Here is a 19362-nt window from a genome sequence, read left to right as displayed (position 1 = left end):
GTGACGGAAGGTTGGGGTGGGGTGGTGCTGCACGAGGTGCTCGTCGTGGGCTCCGGGTTCGGCGGGAGCGTCGCGGCGCTGCGGCTGGCGGAGAAGGGCTACCGCGTCACGGTCGTCGAGGCCGGGCGGCGCTGGCGGCCCGAGGAGTTCGCCACCTCCCCGTGGCAGGCGCACCGCCTGCTGTGGGCGCCCTGGCTCGGCTGGCGCGGCATCGTCCGCCTGCGGGTACGGCGCCGGCTGACCGCGCTGACGGGCATCGGGGTCGGCGGCGGCTCCCTCGTCTACGCGGGGGTGCACTACCGGCCCGACGCGGGCGTGTTCCGCGACCCCTGCTGGGATCCGTCCGTGGACTGGGAGGGCGAACTCGCCGCCGCTTACGCGTCGGCGGAACGGATACTGGGCACCACACCCGTCCCGCGGCAGGCGGCGGGGGACGACGCCCTGCGCCGTGCGGCCGACACCCTCGGGGTGCCCGGGGGCATCCACGCCACCCGGGTCGGCATCCACTTCGGCCCGCCCGGCCGGGCCCTGCCGGACCCCTTCTTCGGCGGCCGGGGCCCGGCCCGCGCCGGCTGCTCGGAGTGCGGCCGGTGCACCCTCGGCTGCCGGGCCGGCGCGAAGAACTCCCTCGACCACAACTACCTGCACCTCGCCGAACGGGCCGGAGCCGACATCCGGCCCCTGTGCGAAGCCCGGGAACTGGTGCCGCAGCCCGACGGCACCTGGCAGGTGCACACGCGCGACGGCACCGGCACCGCCCGGCGCCGGGCCGTGCTGTCGGCGCACCAGGTCGTGCTCGCGGCCGGGGCCTGGGGCACCGCGGAACTCCTGCACCGCTCCCGGCCGCACCTGCCCGGGCTGTCACCCGCGCTGGGCACGCGCACCCGCACCAACCGCGAAGTGTTCGCCGCCGTGTCCGCGGCCGGCTTCGACGTCGGGCCCGGCGTCGCCATCAGCTCCGCGCTGCGACCGCACCCGGACCTCCTGGTCCAGCTGTGCCGGCTCGGGCCGGGCTCCCATCCGGCCGCGCTGCTCACACCGACGGCCCGCCTCTCCTGGCGGGACTTCGGCCGTCGTACCGCCGTACTCTTCGCCATGGAGCGGGGCGACTCCCACCTGACCAGCCGCTACCGGCGCGGAAGACTGACCCTCCACCCGGGAAGCCCGCGGCCCGAACCCCTGCGGCTCGCCGCCGCCGAGGCGGTGGCGCACCACTACGCCCGGCACATCGGCGGCCGGGCCGCGCTGCCGTGGAACACCACCCTGCGCCTGCCGGTCACCGCCCACCTGCTGGGCGGCTGCCCGATCGGCGGCGACCCCGCCACCGGCGTCGCCGACCTCTACCACCGCGTCCACGGCTACCCGACCCTGCACATCGCCGACGCCTCCGCCGTCCCCGGCAACCTCGGCGTCAATCCCGCCCTCACCGTGACCGCGATGGCCGAACGGGCCTGCGCCGCCTGGCCCGCCGCCGGCCGCGCCGACCGGCGCCCCGCCCAGGGCGAGCCGTACCGGCGCGTACCGCTCCCGACGCCGGAGGACGCCCTGTGACCCACCCCCTGCTCGTCCGCTTCGCCACCAGCCGTGCCGTTCTCCGGATCGCCCCCCATGTGCTGCCGCGCTGCGACCTGTTCGTCCACCGCCTGACCCGGGGCCGGCTGCTGCCGAGCGGACTCGTCCTGGACACGATCGTGCTGGGCACCATCGGTCACCGCAGCGGAACCCCACGCGCCACCCCCCTGGCCGCGCACCGCGCGGCGGACGGCACCTGGCTGGTGGTCGGCAGCAACTTCGGCCGGCCCCGGCACCCGGCCTGGAGCACCAACCTCCTGCACCGCCCCCACGCCACGGTCACCGCACGAGGCCTGTCCTGGCAGGTCACAGCCCGCCAACTCACCGCCCGGGAAAAGGAGCGGCAGCGCCACCGCATCCTGCTGGCCGTGCCCTTCTACGACACCTACGCCGCCCGGGCCGGCCGGGACATCCGAGTCTTCCGCCTCACCCCGCGCCCGCGGCGTGATCCGGACGGCAGCCCTTAGATGTCGAGCGCCTCGACCAGCAGGGCGACGCCGGCAAGGTCCGGTACGGTCCGCAGGCACCTGACGGTCTCGTCGCCCGCGAACGCGCGCTGCGCGGCGGTGACGGCCGGATCGACAGCCGTCTCGGCCTGCACCTGGATGTAGTTGAGGGCCGTGGCGAAGAGCATCGAGAACGACTCGGGACCCGTGACGACGGCCGGCCCCCCGGCCTCGCGGTAGGCCCGTGCCAGGCGCCGGGCCGCGTCGACGTTCACCTCGTTGCCGCCCGACCACACGTGGACGGCACGCGCGAACTCCCGTTCCGCCGCCACCGGCCCGGCGTTGTCCCAGTCGAGGAGGACCGGGCCGTCCGGGCCGACCAGCACGTTCTGGGGCTGGAGGTCGAGGTGCGAGGTCACCAGGCCGCCCGGCGGGGACGGGGACACCCACCGCGCGAGCCGCGGCGCGGACGCGGCGACGAACCGGCCCAGTTCGTCGGCCCACGGCGGGCCGGCGTCCCGCACCCGCTGGAGCAGCTTCTCCCAGTCGGAGTCGTCCGGACACCGCTCGTACCAGTCGTTCGGCGTCCCGGCCGCCCCTTCGCCGGCCTGGTGCAGCAGCGCCATGGTCCGGCCGAACCAGTCCAGGACGTCCGGATCGGAAGGGTCCGCGGGGGTGCCGTCGACCCAGTCGTACAGCTTCACCCAGGAGCCGCCCGGGAGGGGCCGGCACACGGGTGCGCCGCGCCGGTCGCGGAAGAGCCGGGGGGAGGCGATGCCCAGCGCGGCGGCGGTGTCCCGTAACGCGGCCTCGCGGTCGACCTGGTCCTCGTCGCAGCCGAAGAGGAGTTCCTTCACGGCCCAGGAGGAGCCGTTCCCGGAGAGCTTCCAGATCTGGCCCAGGGCGCCCCGGGTGACGGGCACCATGGTCCAGGGGCCGGCGCCGAGCGCGTAGGCCTCCGCTATGGAGCGGGCGGTGGCGTCGGGGCGTGCGGGGTCAGGCATCGGAGGTCCTCGTTTCGCGGGGCCAGTTCTGGAGCAGGACGTGCAGGGCGTCGATCGCCCGGTCCCAGGACGCCTGCACGTCGCGGGGCGCGCCGAAGGCGCCCGTGGACTCCAGGGCGCAGTAGCCGTGGAAGCTGCTGCGCAGCAGGCGGACGGCGTCGGTCAGGTCCGGTTCCTCCAGGCCGTAGGCGCGGAGCAGACCGTAGGTGACCTCGGCGGTGCGGCGCAGGGCGGGGGCATCGGCGAGAAGGGACTGGTCGACGCGGATCTGGGTGGCCGCGTACCGGCCCGGGTGCTCCAGGGCGTAACCCCGGTAGGCGGCGGCGAAGGCGGCCAGCGCGTCCTTGCCGGACCGCCCGGCGACGGCGACCGCGATGCGGTCGATCAGCTCGCCCCCGGCCAGCAGAGCGACGCGGGTGCGCAGGTCCTGGAGGCTGCGGACGTGCGAGTACAGGCTCGCGTCCTTGACGCCGAAGTGCCGTGCCAGCGCGGAGATGGTGACCTTCTCGAAACCGATCTCGTCGGCGAGGCCGGCGGCGGCCGCGACGACCCGCTCGGCCGTGAGACCGGCTCTCGGCATGGCATCCGCCTCCGTCACGGCCGGACCTGGGACTTCCAGGCGGAATCCTAGTACGTGTCCCGTGAGCCCCCGGCTGCCCGCGAGAGGGATCCTGGAACGACCATGCCCATCGTCTGCGTCATCGCCGTCCTGGCCGCCGTGAACCTGCTCACCAACTGGCTGCTGCGCGGGCAGGTCGCGTACGTCGTCGTCTGTGTGGCCGCCACGGGCGTCCTGCTGCTGCTCGCCCGGTGGGACGGTCTCACCCTGGCCGATCTGGGACTGGACGCGGCGGGTGTGCGCCGGGGGCTGCGGTGGGTGCCGTTGCTGACCGGTGCCGTCCTCCTCGTCCTCGTGCTCCTCCTCGCCGTCCCGGCCGGCCAGGACGTGTTCCGGGATGCCAGAGCGGTCGGCCTGTCCCTGGGACAGGTGCTGTGGCGGGCGCTGGTACGGGTGCCCCTCGGCACCGTGCTGCTGGAGGAGACCGCCTTCCGCGGTGTGCTCTGGGCCATGATCCGGCGGCGGCGGGGAACGGGCTGGGCCACCGCCGTGTCGTCGCTGCTGTTCGGCCTGTGGCACCTCATGCCCTCGCGCGGCCTCAACCGCTCCAACGCCGCCGTCGGCGAGGTCTTCGGCGGCGGTTCGGCGGGTGTCGCGCCGGCCGTCACGGCGGCGATCGTGGCGATGATCGCCGCCGGGGCGGTCCTGTGCGAGCTGCGACGCCGGTCCGGCAGCCTGCTGGCGCCCGCGGCGCTGCACTGGGCGGTCAACGGCTTCGGCTACGCCTTCACCTGGGCGGCGAACCGGTGGTGGCTCGCCGGCTGAACGGTTCAGCGGATCGGCGCGTACACCACCCCCAGCTTGTCGATCTCGTCGCCCGCGCGGCCGGTGAAGCCCGCGATCTGCCGGCCGGCCGGGGCTGTGAAGGTCTTCGCGTCGGACGTGGGCGTGCCCGCGGACAGGGTGCGGCCCTTGTCGGTGGTGAAGGACGCCGAGAAGATCCGCGTGCGGCCGTCCTTCTGGCCCTGCGTCAGTTTCACCGAGGTCAGGTGCTCCCCGGGGGCCAGCGTGAGGGACGTCGCCGTGCCGCCGGTGCCGCCGTGGGTCAGGGTCGGGCCGCCGTCGTGGGTGAGGGACACGCCGTCCAGGCGGGCGCTGCCGCGCAGTGTGAGGGTGCGGGGCGAGGGCGTCGCCGGCAGGTCGTCCGCGTCGTTGAACGCGGTGCCGTGCGGGCCGCCGAAGAAGTCGCTCGCGCGCAGGGCGGAGTCGAGCGTGTAGGAGAAGTCGACCCGGTGCGGGAAGTGGTCGGAGAGGTGCTTGCCGTCGGAGCGGAGGAAGGACGCCCAGTCGTTGTTGTAGCGGGTGGCGGTGAGGTTCACGAGCTTGCTGCCCCGGTAGAGGACCTTGTCCACGACCTCGCAGTCGTTCGTCGGCGCCGCCGCGTCGCAGACCAGCGCGTCACTGCCCTGCGCGGGCGGCCTGCCGCCCTTGACCAGGTCCACCCACGGGTCCTTCAGGCCGTTCTCCGCCAGCAGGGTGCGGATGTTGTCGCCGGCGCGCGTGTACCGGGTGTTCGTGTCGCCCATGACGATCACAGCGTTGCCCGCGGAGTTGGCCTGGATGAAGTCGGACAGCTGCTCGATGTTGGCCCGGCGGGCGGCGAGGGCCGCGTCGTCCGAGTCGGCGTTGGTGTGGACGTTGTAGAGGTCGACGAACACGCCCTCGGCCAGGCGCACCCGGGCCAGCGAGAAGCCCTTCGGTGTCAGGCAGTTGGTGCCGGTGCACTGGTTCCACTTGACCCGCTGGAAGTCCTCGAAGGAGTGGTTCGAGAGGGTGTTGAGGCCGTCGCCGAAGGCCGCGCCGCCGCTGGTCGCCGTGCGGTACGGGTGCTTGTCGTTGGCGTACAGCGAGGCGTGGTAGTTGAAGTCCTCCTGCACGTTGACGATGTCGTAGGGCCCGAGCCGCTGCCCGATCAGCGGGGTGTTGGTCTCCGGGTCGCTGTCGCCGAGGCCGAGCGGCAGGCCCGCGATGTTGTACGTCAGGACGTCGAAGGAGCCGGAGTCCGCGGCCGCCGCGGGTGCCGAGGAGGCCGCGGTCAGTCCGGTCAGGGTCAGGGTGGCAGCGGCGAGGGTGCCGAGGAGTCGTCTCATGGGGGTGTCTCCGGTCGGAGGAGGCGGCGAGAACATGAACGGTGCTCAGATTCGATGTCAACGAGTGTGACGGACAAGGTCAGTTGAGGAAACAGTGAGAGATGAGGCGAGCTGCCGCGCCCGGGCCGTCCGCCGATCACCCCTTGGTCGTTCAACGTTCATGTTTCGCCCTGATCCTCCACACGCGGCGCGGTTCACGCGTCGCGGAAGGCGGCCGCGGACGGCAGCGGCACTCAGGAGGCGCTTCATGGGACACGGGCACGCACACGGCCATCACCACCACGGGCACGACCACGAGCACGAGGCCGCGCCGGCCCTGCCCGCCGCCTTCGACACCTCCGTACCCGACGAGGCCCTCACCCCGGAGCAGCGCTCGCGCCGCTCGCTGCTGCGCCGCGCCGGCCTGCTCGGCGCGGGCCTGGCGGCCGGGAGCGTCCTCGGCCAGGCGACGCCCGCCGCGGCCGCCGCCTCCTCCGCCTCCGGCCGACGCCGGGACGGCTTCCTCTGGCTGGCCGGCGACCACCACATCCACACCCAGTACAGCAACGACGGCAAGTACCGCGTCGTCGACCAGGTCCGCCAGGGCGCCAGGCACGGCATGGACTGGCTGGTCATCACCGACCACGGCAACGCCACCCACGCGAAGATCGGCGTGGAGAAGGTCAACCCGGACATCCGCGACGCCCGGTCGGCCTACCAGGACACCCTCGTCTTCCAGGGCCTGGAGTGGAACATCCCGGCCGCCGAACACGGCACGGTCTTCGTGCACCCCGGCAAGAACGAGGTCGCCGTCCTCAAGCAGTTCGAGACCGACTACGACGGCAGCGTCAAGGGCGCCTCCGACTCCACGCCCGCCAACGAGGCACTGGCCGTCGCGGGCCTGAACTTCCTCGCCGACCAGGTCCGGCGGCGCAAGGTCAAGGACGCCCTGATGCTCGCCAACCACCCGGCGCGGCGCGGCGTCGACTCCCCGCACGAGATCCGCGCCTGGCGCGACGCCACCGGCACCCGGCACCGGATCGCCGTCGGCTTCGAGGGCGCCCCCGGCCACCAGGCCGCCGGCCTGCCCGCCCCGCTCGGCATGGCCCGCTCCCGCGGCCTCTACGACAACAACCCCGGCGCCAACTCCTTCCCCGGCTACCCGCCGGAGAGCTACCGCACCTGGGGCGGATTCGACTGGATGACCGCCACCGTCGGCGGCCTGTGGGACAGCCTCCTCGCCGAGGGCAGGCCCTGGTGGATCACCGCCAACTCCGACTCCCACCAGGTCTACGCCGACACGGCCGTGCGCGGCGGCCCCGACGGCGACTACGCCGCCAACGGCAGGCACACCGACCCGGTCTACGGCGGGAAGATCGACCTCACCCAGGGCGACTACTGGCCCGGCCAGTACAGCCGCACCCACGTGGGCGCGGACGGCTTCTCGTACGCCGCCGTCATGGACGGCATCCGCGCCGGCCGGATCTGGGTCGACCACGGGCAGCTCGTCAGCGCCCTGGACGTCCGCGTGACGGGCGGCGGCCGCTGGGCCACGCTCGGCGGCGCGCTGCACGTGAGGAAGGGCACCAAGGTCACGCTGACCGTCGACGTCGCCCCCGCCGGCGGCCCCAACTGGGCCGGGTTCGTCCCCGAACTGGCCCGGGTGGACGTCATCCAGGGCGATGTGACGGGCCCGGTCACCGACCGGGACACCTTCACGGCCCCGACCGCGAGGGTCGTCAAGGCGTACGACGTCGGCAAGGCCACCGGCGTCATCCGCCTCACCTTCGAACTCGGGCGCGTGGAACGGCCGGTGTACCTCCGGCTGCGCGGCACCGACGGCAACCGCTCCGCCGTCGGCGCGATGGGCGCGGCCGTCGACCCGGCGGGCCCCGCACTCGACGTCGCCGGCGACGCCGACCCATGGCGCGACCTGTGGTTCTACACCAACCCGGTGTGGGTCCTGCCCTCGTGACGCCGTACGCCCTCACCGTGGACACGGGGACCAGGGAACTGCGCGCGGCCGACCACCTGCTGCACACCCTGGCCGCCGAACTCGCCCTCCCCGAGGACGTGTTCGGCTGCACGCACCTCGTGCGCGGCGAACGCCCGCGGGTCGTCGTGTCCCTCACCCTGCCGTCGGAGCCGCTCCAGCGCACCGCCGTGGAGCGGCTCGCGGCCCTGGGACACGGGGTGGCGTACGGCGTGCCGGACCCGGTGGGGCGCGCGGTGCTCTACCCGGGCGCCGCGTCGCTCACCGGCACGCTGACGGTCGGGGACACGCTGTCCCGGTCCGCGATCGACCGCGTGAGCGTCCTCGGCACGCCGGAGCCACCCGCCCCGGACACGCCGCTGGCGACACGGGACCACGTACGTCCGCAGTGGCAGGACGGCGCGCTCGTCCTGACGGCGATGCCCGCCGCGGGCGGCGCCCTCGTCCCCTTCGAGGTCCCAAACCCGACACCGTGCTGCGCGGACCACTGACGCCGGTCAGGACCGCCGCAGCAGCTTCAGGTCCTCGCCCCAGGCGTCGAGGACCCGGTCGTGGCCGGCCCGGCGCGCCCCTTCCTCGACGCCGGCGAAGAGCGCGCGCTGGGTGGGCGGGTCGCCGTCGGCCAGGATGCGGCGCAGGACCGGCAGGAGCCGGCTCGCGTCCCACCGGGGCTCGCCCAGCGGCTGCCGCTCCAGCTCCCACTGGAGGTACTTGTTGTACGGCCGGACCCGGCGGTGCAGCGCGAAGAGCACCTCCAGGGCGTACGGGACGGTCTCGGCGGCGTCCAGGTGGCCCATGGCGGGGCGGCCGTCGCGGTAGCTCTTCAGGGAGCGGTAGGTCTGGTTCACGTACGCGTCGAGCCAGCCGTCGACGGCGGTCCGGGCCTCTTCGGCGTCCAGCGTCCGCTTCTCGTCGAGGATCCGGGCGATCTCCCCGCCCAGCCGGTCGAGCAGCACCTCGGCGTGGACGTACGAGTACCGCGCGAAGCTGTCCGGGCGGCCCGGCATCCCGCGCGTGCGGAACTCCGCCAGCGGGATGACCACGAGGTCCAGGTGAGCGGAACGGAACCAGTCCAACTCGGCGATCGGCGAGGCGTGCCGGTCGCTCAGGATCACGTGCAGGTCGTAGTCGGAGTGGACCGTCGGCATGCCCTCGTGCACCCGGGAGCCGCTGAGGACCAGCCCGGCGACGCCGGGGTCGGCGGCCGCCCGTGCGGTGAAGGCGGCCAGGGTGTCGTCGGGGGTACTGCCCAAGGTGATGTGCATGGTGATCTCTCCGTGCGGAAGGTCAAGGTGCGGATCGGGTTCGCGTCTGCGGTGTCCGGGCACCGCGGGAGAGACCACCTCACGGTGCCGACGCTACTGCGCCCGCACCGCCCACCGGTAACGAATTACGCCTGCTCGGTGCGCAGCGCGCCATAAGGTTGCCGGGGACTCGGGACTCGGGACGCGGGGGAGGCGGCATGAGCCACGAGGCGGCGCGGCGCGGGGACGAGCCGGGCGGCGGCACCGCCCCGGACCGTGCCGGCGGCGGCTTACCCGGCGCCCGGCCGCTGTGGCGGCAGCGGGACTTCGGGATGTTCTGGGTCGCGCAGACCCTCTCCGTGCTCGGCGACTCCTTCGCGCTGATCGCCCTGCCCCTGCTGGTCCTTCAGGCCACGGGCTCGGTCGCCCGCATGGGCCTGCTGACGGCGGTGGGCGGGGCCGCCGCGGTCGTCGCGGCCGTGTTCGCCGGGGCGGTGGTGGACCGGGTGGACCGGCGCCGGCTGCTCATCGCCTGCGACCTGGCGCGCATGGGGCTCTACGGGGTGATCCCGCTGGTGTGGCTGTTCGGCCCGCAGACCTGGCTGCTGTACGCGGTGCTGCCGCTGTGCGAGGCCCTCGGCATGCTCTTCGCGGTCGGCTACGTCACGGTCGTGCGCGGCCTGGTCGGCACCGAGCGGCTCACCGAGGCCAACGGGCGCCTCAACGCCACCGCCGCGGCGGCGGGCGTCCTCGGGCCCCTGTGCGCGGGGCTGGTCGCCGCCTGGTCCGGCCCGGCCGCCGCGGTCGGCGTGGACGCGGCCAGCTTCGGGGTGTCGGCCCTGTGCCTGTGCTTCGTACGGTTCCGCGCCCGCCCGGGCGACGAGCGGACGGACAAGCGCGCCGGACTGTGGCAGGACCTGCGCACCGGCATCGCCTTCCTCAACGGCCACCCCGTCCTGCGCTCCCTCACCGTCCTGCTGTTCGGGTTCAGCTTCCTCACCCTGGGCCTGAACGACCTGGTCATCTACCACCTCAAGCACGACCTCGGCCATGACGACGGCACGGTCGGCACCGTCATGGCGGTCGGCGCGCTCGGCACCATCACCGGCGCCCTGCTGGTGGCCCGGGTCCGTCGCCGTCTCGGCTTCGGACCGACGTGGACCGGCTCGGTCGCGGTGTGCGGCCTCGCCTTCGCCGGTCTCGGCTGGGCCCGTGACGTGCCGGTGGTGGCCGCCCTGAGCGCCGCCTTCCTGGCCTGCGCCGGCATGGCGGGCACCTGCTCGATGTCGCTCCGTCAGGAGGTCACCCCGGAACACCTCCTGGGCCGGGTCACCTCCGCCTTCTGGACCCTCCAGTACGCGGCGGCACCCCTCGGCGCGGCCCTGCTCACCTGGGCCGCCGAGGAGCGGGGCACGGCACCGGTCGCCCTGGCCGCCGGGGCGACCTGCGTCCTGATCGCCGTGGCCGCGCTGTTCACCCCCGTCCGGGGGGCGGGCCGGGGCTGACGGACCGCACCGGTGCGGTCAGGAACCCTGTTCCAGCAGACGGGCCCGGTACACGGTCGGTGTCACGCCTGTCGCGGCCTTGAAGGCGCGGGTGAAGTCCGAGGCCCGCGGAAAGCCCCATCGGGCACCGACACTGCCGACCGGTACGGCGCGCAGGCCGGGGTCGGCCAGATCCCTGCGGCAGCGGTTGATCCGTTCGCCGCGGATCATTCCGCTCACGGTCTCACCGCGCGCCTGGAAGATGCGGTGCAGGGTTCGCGTGGAGATGCAGTGTGCCGCGGCGACAGCGGGCGGCGTGAGGTCGGGGTCGTCCACATGGCGGCGGATGAACGCGACGATCTCGTGGTAGAGGGCTTCGGTGCGTGCCTCCGGCGTCAGCGCGGACGTCTGCTCGCACTGCCGGGCGACGACAGCGGCCGCGAGATCCACGATCGTCGTGCCGAGCCTGGCGCGATCCCGGTCGGTGAGGTCGGTCTCCGTGTCGGCCAGGGCTCTGAGTGTCTGCCGGAAGACATGACCGATGCCGGATGCTGACAGGCTCGACCCGCACAAGGGGGCGACCGTCTTCTCGGGGAGCGGCATCAGTTCCCGGGGAAACTGCACCAGGAGCGAGCCGCCTGCCCGCCCGTCGGTTCCGACCGAGGCTTCGAAGGGCCGGGAACTGTCGTAGAAGATCATCTCGCCCGGTTCGAGGGACGTGCGGTGACCGGCCTGTTCCATGCCCTGCCGCCCAGTGGTGATCACGGCGAGCTGGTACAGCTCCGGGTCCGACTGCCGGACCAGGCGGGGCGAGCGGTAGCAGGAGAAGGGGGCGAACACGTTCGCGGAGAGCTGGGCCGGCCCCAGCTCCATGACAGAGATGCGCGCCGCGAAGCGTTCGGGCTCGGCGACCCGGCAGCGCTTCGGCACCAAGGCCAGCGCCGCGGCCTCCATCCACGCCGCGGTCTTCTCGTCCCGCAGCAGGCCGTCCGTATCCAGCACCGTCCTGAACACCAGCAGCCCCCGGTCAGTCCCCAACAGCCCAGGGCCGATCCCCGGCCCGCGTCACCACAATCGCACGGAAAGGCACCATCTGCGTCAACTATCCCCGGCCGGCCGGAGGTTACACCGAGCAGAACCGTCGGAAGTCAGCCTTCTTGGCGCTGAGCGCCAAGAAGGGAGGCACTGAGCGCTAACGACAGGGCCGCGGCCCGGCGGCATGCTGATACCGCGTGCCGACGCGCCACCGCCCTCGAGGGGCAGGGGCAGTGGCGACGCGTCGGCCGACGGGGGGGCCGACGCGTCGACACCCGGGGCACAGCCGCGGGGGAGGCTGTGCGGGGGCGTGCCGGCACGCGGGAGGGAGGGCCCGCAGGTGGCTGCGGGCCCTCCAGGCGATCGGCGGGATCTCCCACCGTCAGCCGTTGATCCCGGTGTAGTGCCGCAGACTCCACCGCCACACCAGCCGCGCCCCCAGGTACGCCAGCAGCCCGAGCAGCGGCGCGGACGCCGCCAGCCAGTAGGGCACGCCGGTGGTGTGGCCGTGGCCGGTCAGGACCGCCGCCGGGAAGTAGGCGACGAACGCGAGGGGAAGGCCGTACGTCAGGAAGCCGCCCACGGCCCGGGGCAGGACGTTCAGCGGGTAGCTGCCGAACGTGCCGAGGAGTTCCTCCAGCCAGCGGCCCCAGTAGTCGGCGGCGGGGAACCGCAGACCCGCGGAGGCCACCAGCGTGAACAGGGCCGCCTCCAGCAGCATGCCGCCGAGGACGGCCGCGACCAGGTACGAGATCCGGCCCGCCGTCCAGTCCAGGTCGCTGCGGGACAGCGCCCCCACCATCAGGCCGGCCGCGACCGTCAGGTCCCCGATGGCGTTGGTGGGGAAGAACGCCAGCTGGATCTGCCGGTGGACGGGCATCGGACGCATCAGGTAGATGTCGATCCGGCCCTCCTGGATCTGCCGGCCCGCCCAGTGCATCCGCCCCAGGAACAGCACGAAGAGACCGTGCGCCAGCATCCGCGTCGCCGGGATCAGCAGCACGTCCGAGCTGTCCCAGCCGCCCATCCCGGCGAACCGGGACAGCAGCACCGTCGCGAACACGATCACCGACACCTGCCAGATCGCCCCGATCGCGATCATCAGCAGGAACTCGGTGCGGTACTCCATCTGCGCACGGAAGTTGAGCGCCGTGACGCGCCACACGATCCGCAGTGCCTTCAGCGACATCTCAGCCTCCCTGCGAGATCACGCGCCGGGCGGCCCGCCGCCACAGCAGCCGGGTGAACAGCGCCAGCACCACGACCCACGCGGCCTGGACGGACAGCTGGAAGGCCGCGTCGGACAGGGGGATCCGCCCCACGTACAGCGACAGCGGCACGCTCAGCGTGGCCTGGAAGGGCAGGAAGGCGCTCATCGTCACGAACCAGTCCGGGAAGAACCACAGCGGCGCGTACACCCCGGACAGCAGGTTCTGCGCGAACAGCAGGATCAGCATCGCGGCGGTGTTGCGGATCGTCCAGAAGCACAACTGGTCGAGCACCAGCATCACGTAGTACAGCACCCACTGCCCGAGCAGCATGCTGAGCGCGAACACCCCGGCCACGGCGGCCGAACCGGGCGGCTCGACGACTCCCGCGGCCAGGCAGATCACGTACCCCGTCAGCGCCCACGCCAGCCCGTACAACTGCTCGCCGGCGGCCCGCAGGGCGTAGTAGCGCTGCGGCGGCAGCGGACGCAGGTACCAGTAGACGATGGTGCCGAAGTGCATGTGCTGCAGGACCGTGTCCCGGCCCGCGTACTGGTCCAGCTCCCGCAGCCGGGACGCCAGTACGGCCAGCACGGCGTAGGTGACCGCCTGGTCGCGGCTCAGGCCGGCCGTCGTGCCGGTCTGCGCGTACAGGCCGCGCCACAGCGACCAGACCAGCACCACCTGAACGGCCAGCCGCAGCGCGACGGCGGTCATGCGGGGCGGGGCGTTCAGCTCGCCCAGCGGGGTGACGCGGGCGGCGCGCCAGGCGTGCGGGGCGGCCACCTCAGACCTCCCCGGAATGCACGTACGCGGCCCGCATCACGTCCTCCAGGTCCGCCTCCTCCAGGGCGATGTCGGTGACCTCGAACCGCTCGATCACCGCCTTCAGCGCCTGGTGGACGGTGGGGGCGTCGGCCCCGTCGGGGCCGAAGACGACCTGCGCGCCGGTGTGCCGCAGCAGCGTGGTGCCGGGCGGCGGCACCACCTCGGCGTTCGGGTCGGCGAGCGTGGCCCGCACCTGCCAGGTCGAGCCGAACTTCCGGCGAATCTCGTCGAGGGTGCCGTCCAGCATCAGCCGGCCGTGGTTGACCAGCACGACCCGCTCGGCGAGCCGCTCGACCTCCGTCATGTCGTGCGTGGTCAGCAGCACCGTACGGCCGCGCTGCTCCACCTGATGGCGCAGGAACTCCCGCACCTGCTCCTTCACCACCACGTCCATGCCGATCGTCGGCTCGTCGAGGAAGACCACCGGCGGGTCGTGCAGCAGAGCGGCGGCCAGATCGCTGCGCACGCGCTGGCCGAGGGAGAGATGGCGGACCCGGGTGTCCCAGAACGACGACAGGTCCAGGATGCCGTCGAACTCCTTCAGCCGGGCCGCGTGTTCGGCCTTCGGCACCTCGTAGATGTCCCGCAGGATGGCGAAGGACTCGCGCACCGGCAGGTCCCACCACAGCTGGGTGCGCTGCCCGAACACCGCGCCGACGTTGCGGGCGTTGCGCTCGCGCTCCCGGTACGGCACCACGCCCGCGACCCGGGCCTCGCCGGAGGTGGGGGTGAGGATGCCGGTCAGCATCTTGATGGTGGTGGACTTGCCGGCGCCGTTCGGGCCGAGCAGGGCGAGGAGTTCGCCCGGGGCCACGTCGAAGGTGATGTCGGTGACGGCGTGCTTGGCGACTCGCTCGGGGTTGACCAGGGAGCGGACGGCGCCCAGGAACCCGGGGCGGCGGACGGTGGTGTGGAAGGTGCGGGACAGCCCGCGGACCTCGATGGCGGCACTCAACTGACCCACCAACTTCCGTGCGTGGTGAACGCAGTTGCGGCCGGTCGGCTACGAGGGCCGACCGGCCGCGGATGACGTCCCGACACTGTCGGAATGTCGATCAATCGGTCAATCGATTAAATCGGTTTCTTACCTCGGTTTCTTACCTCGGTTTCTCACCTTGGTTTCTCAGCCGGTGGTCGAGAACACGAACGCGAACTGAGCCGGCTCGGCCTTCAGGAAGTACTGCGGCAGCGGGCCCGGGCCGCAGGACTGCGAGCCGATGCCGTGCTGCCCGTGGTCGAGGTTGACCCACACCGTGTCGCCGGGCGTGAGGTCGGTGCGGTGCCGGGCCGCGTCCAGCTGCTCGGACGTCCAGCGCCGCGCGGTGAACCAGAACTCCGGGTCGCCCTCGATCCTGAGCCCGCCGAGCTCCACCCAGCGGACGTCGGCACGGGCGCCGTTCTCCTGCGGGCGGAGGTACGGCGTCTGCAGCTCGTCCACCGTGGACTGCCAGCGGCCGATCATGGACGCCGCCCTGGTGTCCGGGTACGCCTCGCCGGGACCGCCGCCGAACCACTCCACCCGGTCGGCCTCCGTCAGACCGAAGCGGACGCCGAGCCGGGGCAGCGGCACCGTCCAGTCGCCCTGAGGCGTCACGGACACGGCCAGCCGCAGCCGCTCCCCGTCGGACGTCCAGCGGTACACCGTGTCCAGGCCGACCTCGCGGGCGGCGGGCGCCACCCGGGTGCGGACCGTCAGCGCGTCGTCGCCGGCCTCGACCGAGACCAGGCGGTGCCGCATGCGGTGCAGGCCGAGCGTGCGCCACAGCATCCCGTAGCGGGTGTCGGTCTGCCACTCGGCGCCGTCGTCGTTGTCGGTCGGCGCCCGCCACACGTCCAGCCGCGGCGTCGCGCCGACCGGCACCCCGCCGATCGAGAGCAGCGCCCCGGTCCGGGCGTCGAACGCGGCCGGGCCGAGCGTGACCCGGTCCGCCTCGCGCACCGGACGGTCGGTGGCCGGGAAGGTCGGCAGCGGCCGCGCCCCGGCGGCGAACTGCCCCCAGGCCACGACGTGGCCCTTGGGCGCCCAGGACGTGTCGTCCGCGAGCAGCGCCCGCACCGTCCACTGCCGCTCGCCGCCGCGGCCGTCGGCGGGCGGCTCGGGCAGCTTCACCTCGGCGCTCTCGCCCGGCGCGAGCGCCGGCACCGCGAGCGAGCCGGACTCGACGGTCTCGCCGTCCACCTGGCAGGACCACTCGAAGGCCAGCGCGGACAGGTCGGCGAAGTCCTGCTTGTTGGTGACGCGGACGATGCCGTTGGCGCCGTCGCCCTCGATGTGGACCGGCTCGATGACCTTCTTGTACTCGACCAGGCCCGGCGACGGCGTCCGGTCCGGGAAGACCAGCCCGTCGCAGACGAAGTTGCCGTCGTGCAGTTCCTCGCCGAAGTCGCCGCCGTAGGCGTAGCCCAGCTCGGGGTGCTTGACGCCGTGGTCGATCCACTCCCAGATGAACCCGCCCTGGAGCCGCTCGTGCTTCTCGAACAGCTCCTGGTAGTCGGCGAGCCCGCCCGGGCCGTTGCCCATCGCGTGGCCGTACTCGCACTGGATGAACGGCAGCTCGCGGCGCTTGTGCGTGCCGCCGTCGAGCTTCTGCCCGATCTTGTCGACCTCGTCGTGGAAGGCGTACATCCGCGAGTAGACGTCGGTGTCGCGGCAGTTCCAGTCGCCCTCGTAGTGCACCAGCCGCTCGGGGTCGCGCTGGTGGATCCACTCGGCCATGGCGGTGAGCCCGCGGCCGGTGCCGGCCTCGTTGCCCAGCGACCAGAAGACGATCGACGGGTGGTTCTTGTCCCGCTCGACCATCCGCGCGGCCCGGTCCAGCAGGGCCGGGGTCCAGCGGTCGTCGTCGACCGGGTTGTCCCGCCAGTCCTGCTCGGTGAAGCCGTGGGTCTCCAGGTCGCACTCGTCGATGACCCACAGCCCGTACTCGTCGCACAGGTCGAGGAAGGCCGGGTGCGGCGGGTAGTGCGAGGTGCGCACGGCGTTGAGGTTGTGCCGCTTCATCAGCAGCACGTCCTCGCGCATGGTCTCCAGGTCGAGGGCGCGGCCCCGCTCGTGGTGCCACTCGTGCCGGTTGACGCCCTTGAAGAGGACGGCCCTGCCGTTGACCTTGATGAGCCCGTCCTCCAGGACGACCGTGCGGAAGCCGATCCGCAGCGGCACCCGCTCGCCCTCGGTGGCCAGCACGCCGTCGTACAGCGTCGGCGTCTCGGCGGTCCACGGCTCGACCGCGACCGTCACCGACTCGCCGGTGGCGACGTCGATGCCCAGGGCCGGGACGGTCACCCGCCCGTCGACGTCGGAGTCGACGCGCAGGGTGCCCTCGCCGGTGGTGTGGTCGTAGGAGGCGTGCACGAAGAAGTCGCCCACGCCGCCCGCCGGGCGGTGCAGCAGGGTGACGTCACGGAAGATGCCCGGCAGCCACCACTGGTCCTGGTCCTCCAGGTACGACCCGGCCGACCACTGGTGCACGCGCACGGCCAGCACGTTGCCGCCCGGCTTCAGCAGGTGCCCGACCGCGAACTCGTGCGGCAGCCGGGAGCCCTTGAACTCGCCGAGTTCCGTGCCGTTGAGCCACACCCGGGCACAGGACTCGACGCCGTCGAAGCGCAGCACCGCCCCGCCGTCCGACGGCCAGTCGGACGGCAGGTCGAAGACGCGCAGGTGGTCACCGGTCGGGTTCTCCGTCGGCACGTGCGGCGGGTCCACCGGGAAGGGGTAGAGGTGGTTGGTGTAGATGGGGGATCCGAACGCCCCGTCGCCCTGGAGGACCCAGTGGCCGGGGACCGCGACCTCGGCCCAGCCCCCGGCGTCGTAGCCCTCCTCGGCGAACGAGTCGTCCTCGGCGTCGGCCGTGGCCGACAGCCGGAAGCGCCAGGTGCCGTTCAGCGACAGGGACTGCGCGTCCGAGGTCGCGTACCAGGCCCGCGGCGGGAGGGTCCCGCGGCCGGGTGAGACGTCCTCGACGTAGTCGGCGGATGGGGAGGTGCGGAAAGACATCGGTCTCCTAGCTCAGCCCTTGATGCCGGTCTGCGCGATCCCCTGCACCAGCCAGCGCTGGAGGAAGAGGAAGACGAAGACCAGGGGCAGGATCGAGATGGCGGTGGCCATGAAGATCAGGTGGTAGTTGACGGTCTGGTTGGTCATGTACGACGACAGTGCCACCTGGACCGTCCAGGCGCTCGGGTCCTGGCCGATGACCAGCGGCCACAGGAAGGAGTTCCAGCCGTTGATGAAGGTGATCGTGGCCATCGCCGCGAAGAAGTTCAGCGAGTTGGGTACGACGATCCGCCAGTACGCGCCCCAGTAGCCGAGCCCGTCCACGCGTGCCGCCTCCTCCAGCTCCTTCGGGAACCCGAGGAAGTACTGCCGGAACAGGAAGCAGGTGAAACCACTGAAGAGGCCCGGGATGATGAGACCCCGGTAACTGTCGACCCAGCCGAGGGACGAGACCAGCACGAAGCTCGGCACGAAGGTGACTGCCGTGGGAACCATCAGGGTGGCCAGGACGGCGTAGAAGACCTTGTTGGCGTGCTTGTACGGGATGCGGGCGAGCCCGTACCCGGCGAGCGAGCAGATCAGCAGGATGCCGGCGGTGTGCAGGACGGCGACGACCACGGAGTTCCACAGGGAACGGGCGAAGTCGACCGTGACGTCGTTGAAGGGCTCGGCGAAGTTGCCCCACTGGATGGTGGTGGGGAACCACTTCCAGTTCTCCCCGGTGATCTCCGGGTCCGTCATCAGCGCGTTGCGGACGATGAGGTAGAAGGGGATCAGGAAGAGCAGGGCCGCGATGCCGGTCGCGATGTACAGGCCGGTGCTGCTCATCACGCCGCCGCGCTTGGCCTTGGCCGGCTCGGTGACCTTCCCGAGGTCGGGTGCTGTGGTGGTCACTTGGACTCCTCACCCCTTCCGAAGCCCATGATCTTGCCCTGGAACAGCGTGACGACGCAGATGAGCAGGGTCAGGACGACCGCGCCCGCGCTGCCGACGCCGTAGTTCTGGTTCTCGCCGAGGGCCATCTTGTACAGCTCGACCAGCGGCGGCTGACCCCAGGTGGCCTTGGGCAGCAGGTTCCAGAACTCGTCGAAGGCCTGGTAGGCGGCGATCAGCAGGAGCAGGATCACCGCGGTGGAGGTGGCCCGCAGCTGCGGCAGCGTGATGTGCCGGAAGGTCTGCCAGCCCGGCTTGGCGCCGTCGATGGCGGCGGCCTCGTACAGCTCCCGCGGGATGTTCTGCAGCGCCGCCAGGAACAGGATCATGTAGAAGCCCGACTGCAGCCACAGGCGGACGGTCACGATGACCAGCCAATACCAGGGCGGGTCCGGGTTGGCCAGCCAGGCGATGTTCTCGACGCCGAACCAGCCGAGGAAGGTGTTGGCCATGCCGAAGCGGACGCCGTTGAAGATGGACATCTTCCAGATCAGCGCGGCGGCGACATAGCTGACCGCGGTGGGCAGGAAGAACACCGACCGGAAGAACGCCCGCATGAACGTCAGCCGGTTCACCAGGAGCGCGAGTCCCAGGGACATCGCCCAGGTGGCGGGCACGATGAACGCGGCGAACACGGTGAAGGTGACGAGCGAGTTCAGGAAGTCCTTGTCCGTCAGGATCGACTTGTAGTTCTCGAGGCCGACGAACTCGCTCGGTGTGACGGTGAAGCGTGCCTCGAAGAAGCTGAGCCAGATGCTCCAGCCGATGGGCACGAAGACGAAGATCACCAGGCCGATGAGGAACGGCCCGGTGAAGAGCCAGAAGTTGAAGGTGCTGTTCGCCCTCAGGCCCCGCCGCGGCCGGGTCTTGGAGACCTTGGCCGGGGCGGGGGAGGCGACCCCGCGTGTGGTGGTGGTCGACATGTCGAGA

Annotated in this window: 17 protein-coding genes; 6 read left to right on the top strand and 11 right to left on the bottom strand. The window is 72.3% G+C overall.

Annotated elements, in window-relative coordinates:
- Positions 1–1551, top strand: a complete 1551-nt coding sequence (locus ABZ386_RS13265; RefSeq protein ID WP_358964757.1) for a GMC family oxidoreductase — start codon at positions 1–3, stop codon at positions 1549–1551.
- Positions 1548–2039: a nitroreductase/quinone reductase family protein gene (locus tag ABZ386_RS13260; RefSeq protein WP_351335019.1), complete on the top strand. Its 492-nt coding sequence runs from the start codon at positions 1548–1550 to the stop codon at positions 2037–2039. The genes ABZ386_RS13265 and ABZ386_RS13260 overlap by 4 nt, the downstream gene beginning before the upstream one ends.
- Here ABZ386_RS13260 and ABZ386_RS13255 read toward each other — a convergent pair.
- Both ABZ386_RS13255 and ABZ386_RS13250 read right to left on the bottom strand, forming a co-directional pair.
- Positions 2036–3022 (bottom strand): aminoglycoside phosphotransferase family protein, encoded by a 987-nt coding sequence (locus ABZ386_RS13255; protein ID WP_355726915.1) that lies wholly within the window; start codon positions 3020–3022, stop codon positions 2036–2038. The genes ABZ386_RS13260 and ABZ386_RS13255 overlap by 4 nt on opposite strands.
- On the bottom strand, positions 3015–3602 hold the full coding sequence (locus ABZ386_RS13250) for a TetR/AcrR family transcriptional regulator (RefSeq protein ID WP_351335025.1): 588 nt from the start codon (positions 3600–3602) through the stop codon (positions 3015–3017). The genes ABZ386_RS13255 and ABZ386_RS13250 overlap by 8 nt, the downstream gene beginning before the upstream one ends.
- Positions 3603–3704: 102 nt before the next feature.
- Here ABZ386_RS13250 and ABZ386_RS13245 point away from each other — a divergent pair, with 102 nt between their 5' ends.
- The gene (locus ABZ386_RS13245; protein ID WP_356616856.1) at positions 3705–4406 is read left to right on the top strand and encodes a CPBP family intramembrane glutamic endopeptidase; all 702 of its coding nucleotides are present in this window, start codon (positions 3705–3707) and stop codon (positions 4404–4406) included.
- A gap of 5 nt (positions 4407–4411) precedes the next feature.
- Here the strand turns inward: ABZ386_RS13245 and ABZ386_RS13240 are convergent, their stop codons facing one another.
- A complete protein-coding gene (locus ABZ386_RS13240) occupies positions 4412–5731 on the bottom strand; it encodes a jacalin-like lectin (protein ID WP_358964756.1) in 1320 nt (439 codons plus the stop codon).
- 247 nt (positions 5732–5978) lie between these two features.
- On the opposite strand from ABZ386_RS13240, the gene ABZ386_RS13235 reads away from it, so the two are divergent.
- Positions 5979–7685 (top strand): PHP domain-containing protein, encoded by a 1707-nt coding sequence (locus ABZ386_RS13235; protein ID WP_358964755.1) that lies wholly within the window; start codon positions 5979–5981, stop codon positions 7683–7685.
- Positions 7667–8194 carry a hypothetical protein gene (locus ABZ386_RS13230; protein ID WP_351335036.1) on the top strand — a complete coding sequence of 176 codons (528 nt, stop codon included), beginning with the start codon at positions 7667–7669 and terminating at the stop codon, positions 8192–8194. Before ABZ386_RS13235 ends, ABZ386_RS13230 begins: the two co-directional genes overlap by 19 nt.
- A 6-nt stretch (positions 8195–8200) precedes the next feature.
- Here ABZ386_RS13230 and ABZ386_RS13225 read toward each other — a convergent pair whose 3' ends face one another.
- Positions 8201–8968: a hypothetical protein gene (locus tag ABZ386_RS13225; protein WP_351335038.1), complete on the bottom strand. Its 768-nt coding sequence runs from the start codon at positions 8966–8968 to the stop codon at positions 8201–8203.
- A gap of 197 nt (positions 8969–9165) precedes the next feature.
- On the opposite strand from ABZ386_RS13225, the gene ABZ386_RS13220 reads away from it, so the two are divergent.
- On the top strand, positions 9166–10452 hold the full coding sequence (locus tag ABZ386_RS13220; protein ID WP_358964754.1) for an MFS transporter: 1287 nt from the start codon (positions 9166–9168) through the stop codon (positions 10450–10452).
- 18 nt (positions 10453–10470) lie between these two features.
- Here ABZ386_RS13220 and ABZ386_RS13215 read toward each other — a convergent pair whose 3' ends face one another.
- The 7 genes from ABZ386_RS13215 to ABZ386_RS13185 form a co-directional block, all read right to left on the bottom strand.
- Complete coding sequence (locus ABZ386_RS13215; protein WP_351335044.1) at positions 10471–11469, bottom strand: helix-turn-helix domain-containing protein; 999 nt, start codon at positions 11467–11469, stop codon at positions 10471–10473.
- Positions 11470–11848: 379 nt separating this feature from the next.
- Positions 11849–12655 (bottom strand): ABC-2 family transporter protein, encoded by an 807-nt coding sequence (locus ABZ386_RS13210; protein ID WP_351335047.1) that lies wholly within the window; start codon positions 12653–12655, stop codon positions 11849–11851.
- A 1-nt stretch (position 12656) separates the two neighbouring features.
- Positions 12657–13460: an ABC-2 family transporter protein gene (locus ABZ386_RS13205; protein ID WP_351335050.1), complete on the bottom strand. Its 804-nt coding sequence runs from the start codon at positions 13458–13460 to the stop codon at positions 12657–12659.
- 1 nt (position 13461) lies between these two features.
- Entirely contained in the window at positions 13462–14457 is a 996-nt protein-coding gene (locus tag ABZ386_RS13200) for an ATP-binding cassette domain-containing protein (RefSeq protein ID WP_358964899.1), read from the bottom strand.
- Positions 14458–14625: 168 nt separating this feature from the next.
- Positions 14626–17499: a glycoside hydrolase family 2 TIM barrel-domain containing protein gene (locus ABZ386_RS13195; protein WP_351335052.1), complete on the bottom strand. Its 2874-nt coding sequence runs from the start codon at positions 17497–17499 to the stop codon at positions 14626–14628.
- 12 nt (positions 17500–17511) lie between these two features.
- The gene (locus ABZ386_RS13190) at positions 17512–18393 is read right to left on the bottom strand and encodes a carbohydrate ABC transporter permease (protein WP_351335054.1); all 882 of its coding nucleotides are present in this window, start codon (positions 18391–18393) and stop codon (positions 17512–17514) included.
- Complete coding sequence (locus ABZ386_RS13185; RefSeq protein ID WP_351335057.1) at positions 18390–19355, bottom strand: sugar ABC transporter permease; 966 nt, start codon at positions 19353–19355, stop codon at positions 18390–18392. The genes ABZ386_RS13190 and ABZ386_RS13185 overlap by 4 nt, the downstream gene beginning before the upstream one ends.
- Positions 19356–19362: the final 7 nt, after the last annotated feature.

It is taken from the genome of Streptomyces sp. NPDC006140 (assembly GCF_040628815.1).
GTDB lineage: Bacteria > Actinomycetota > Actinomycetes > Streptomycetales > Streptomycetaceae > Streptomyces.
This window is presented reverse-complemented; position numbering and strand designations above follow the sequence as displayed.

Excerpts from the sequence above, each read along its gene's own strand:
- ABZ386_RS13185 (WP_351335057.1), bottom strand. The coding sequence starts at position 19,355 with ATGTCGACCACCACCACACGCGGGGTCGCCTCCCCCGCCCCGGCCAAG.
- ABZ386_RS13225 (WP_351335038.1), bottom strand. The coding sequence starts at position 8,968 with ATGCACATCACCTTGGGCAGTACCCCCGACGACACCCTGGCCGCCTTC.
- ABZ386_RS13245 (WP_356616856.1), top strand. The coding sequence starts at position 3,705 with ATGCCCATCGTCTGCGTCATCGCCGTCCTGGCCGCCGTGAACCTGCTC.
- ABZ386_RS13240 (WP_358964756.1), bottom strand. The coding sequence starts at position 5,731 with ATGAGACGACTCCTCGGCACCCTCGCCGCTGCCACCCTGACCCTGACC.
- ABZ386_RS13250 (WP_351335025.1), bottom strand. The coding sequence starts at position 3,602 with ATGCCGAGAGCCGGTCTCACGGCCGAGCGGGTCGTCGCGGCCGCCGCC.
- ABZ386_RS13220 (WP_358964754.1), top strand. The coding sequence starts at position 9,166 with ATGAGCCACGAGGCGGCGCGGCGCGGGGACGAGCCGGGCGGCGGCACC.
- ABZ386_RS13210 (WP_351335047.1), bottom strand. The coding sequence starts at position 12,655 with ATGTCGCTGAAGGCACTGCGGATCGTGTGGCGCGTCACGGCGCTCAAC.
- ABZ386_RS13235 (WP_358964755.1), top strand. The coding sequence starts at position 5,979 with ATGGGACACGGGCACGCACACGGCCATCACCACCACGGGCACGACCAC.
- ABZ386_RS13195 (WP_351335052.1), bottom strand. The coding sequence starts at position 17,499 with ATGTCTTTCCGCACCTCCCCATCCGCCGACTACGTCGAGGACGTCTCA.
- ABZ386_RS13255 (WP_355726915.1), bottom strand. The coding sequence starts at position 3,022 with ATGCCTGACCCCGCACGCCCCGACGCCACCGCCCGCTCCATAGCGGAG.